This window comes from Algoriphagus sp. (assembly GCF_024642405.1).
Lineage (GTDB): Bacteria > Bacteroidota > Bacteroidia > Cytophagales > Cyclobacteriaceae > Algoriphagus.
This window is the reverse complement of sequence record NZ_JAHEBC010000487.1, coordinates 1-2,396: the sequence shown is the minus strand read 5'-3', so window position 1 is coordinate 2,396 and position 2,396 is coordinate 1. Positions and strand designations below refer to the sequence as shown.

The following is a 2,396-nucleotide window of genomic DNA, read 5'->3' as shown; positions in this document are numbered from 1 at the left end:
GCCAAAAACTGCTTCAACAGAATCGAATCACCAGGTATCTGGCCTATGCCTTTGGGGAAATTGCTTTAGTTATGATTGGGATTCTTCTTGCATTGCAAGTCAATACTTGGAATCAGCAGCGAATTGAAAACAAAGAAGAATTAGAAATTCTTTTAGGGCTAAAAGATGAATTTGAAAACAATCTAGAAGGGTTAAACTTTAGTATCACTATCAATACTAAAGTTACTGAGGCCTGTGTGCAACTCACGCAATTAATAAGATCCAATTCTATCGTAAATGATTCTGAACTGTTGGATGACCTGCTCGTGAGGATAGGTACATTTAATTCTTTTGATGCTCAAACAGGAGTATCTAGTGAAATCGTCAATTCAGGAAAATTAACTCTACTTAAGAATGATGCCTTACGCACTCAGATTATAAATTGGTTGACCCTCCTAATAGATCAGGAAGAAGACATTCTTTTTAGATCGGATAATTATACCATGAACATGATCCCTTTTTTAATGAAGCGTTTCCCCTTAGCAAATGGAGAGCTTACAAAAAAACTTCCTTTTGACAAGAAAAAATACCTCCAGAACTATCAGGAAAAATCTCCATTTAAGCTTAATCTAGCTGAGGAGGACTATTTAGAATTTGAGAATCAAATTTGGCATCACAAGCATAACAATGATTACGTGTCAATAAACGAATTAAACTTAAAAGACTTTCTGAAAACAACACTCCAGATGGTAGAGGAAGAATTGAATAAAAAGAAATAGAATGATCTCACTATTCCGCAAAATCCGCCAAAAACTCCTCTCCCAAAATCGGGTGACTCGATATCTTGTGTATGCAATTGGTGAGATATTTTTAGTGACTATCGGGATTCTGATTGCCTTGCAGGTCAATAACTGGAATGAAGAACGAAAAATCAGAATCGCTGAACAGCGCATTCTTCAAAATCTTCGGACCGAACTTGTTTTGAATATTAAAAATCTTGAAACAGATATTTCCTATCACGAATTGGCACATGCCTGTAGCTTCGAACTCTTAAACCTTTTCGGAACAGACATATCAACAATTCCTTCCACTAAACTGGATACTTTGCTCTTCAATGCCGAAACAGCGTACACATTTGAAGTGAGAAACGGGTATATCAAATCTCTTATCGCCTCGGGCAGTTTGGATTACATTCGGAATGAAGAATTAAAATCCATGTTGACTTCCTTTGAAGGAGAAGTAGTCGATGGATTGGAAGAATTTGATGTTGTAAAAAATCTAATTATCAACAGGCTTTGGCCTGCCATTGATGGCAAAATCAGTTCCTCTAACCGCATTTTATCAGATGGTAAGTACGAAGATTTTCCAAAAGGATCTTATTCATCTGATTACCATTGGTTTTTTGAAAATAGAGTGGTTGAAGATATCATGAGTAATATCGATTCTTGGAGGATTGATGCACTGGATGATGAAAAAAAGCTTTTGAAGTTTTTTAATGAACTGCTCCAAGCCATAGAAAAAGAAATTGATACCAGCACCTAACCCCAACTTTTATGAAGAAGTTTTCTCATTTAGTCGCACTCAGCCTACTGGTTCTTATTGCTTGTCAGCAGTCGTCCGAAATTGATTCAAACATTACAGTACTGCAGGGCGCTACGCTTTTTGATGGTACCGGAAATTCCATTTCCAACAGTGTCATCATTCTTTATGATGGAAAAATATCAGCCATTGGAGGTTCGGAAGTTGAAATCCCCGAAAATGCCAATCTGATTGATGTCACAGGAAAGTTTATCACTCCAGGCCTAGTCGATGCGCACGTGCACTTTTCTCAAACCGGCTTTTTTGATGGGCGACCGGATGCCTTGGATATTCGTGATACGCTTCGCTTTGATAGCCTTCAAGCCAGATTGAAAAGAAATCCTAACCCTTATCTGGAAAGCTACCTCCGTTCGGGGGTAACCGCAGTCTATGATGTGGGAGGCTATGAATGGACCATTGATCTCGCCAAGTCGGCAGAATCCAATCTGAATGCTCCTCATGTGGCTGCGGCAGGACCTTTACTCACGCCTTTTCCTCAAGAACGACTCGACATCTTCAATGTCCCACCTGCCAGACAAATGCTGGCTTTGACTTCTCCTGAACTTGGAAGAGAATACGTGAAAAAGAGTACCGCAATGGGCTCGACAGGAATTAAAATCTGGAGTTTTAACCTGAAAGATTCCATTTTTATGCAAAGCCTCCGAGCTGTAGCAGAAGAAATTCCAGTTCAGGGAAATCAACTGATCGTCCATGCGACCAATCTGGACGAAGCCAAGGAAGCAATCCGATTGGGGGCCAAGGTATTGGTGCATAGCGTGGATGATCAGGTAATAGATGAGGAGTTTATCCAAATGGCAAAGGAATCCGGCGTAATTGTA

2 protein-coding genes and 1 pseudogene are annotated in these 2,396 nt (G+C 39.6%); all 3 read left to right on the top strand.

Annotated features, from left to right (window positions below; translation table 11 throughout):
- A partial coding sequence (locus tag Q0L68_RS19665; protein WP_296705945.1) for a DUF6090 family protein occupies positions 1-758 on the top strand: 758 nt, incomplete at its 5' end.
- 1 nt (position 759) lies between these two features.
- On the top strand, positions 760-1,521 hold the full coding sequence (locus tag Q0L68_RS19660; protein WP_296705944.1) for a hypothetical protein: 762 nt from the start codon (positions 760-762) through the stop codon (positions 1,519-1,521).
- Positions 1,522-1,532: 11 nt separating this feature from the next.
- Positions 1,533-2,396, top strand: a pseudogene (locus Q0L68_RS19655) (amidohydrolase family protein); the annotation flags it as partial.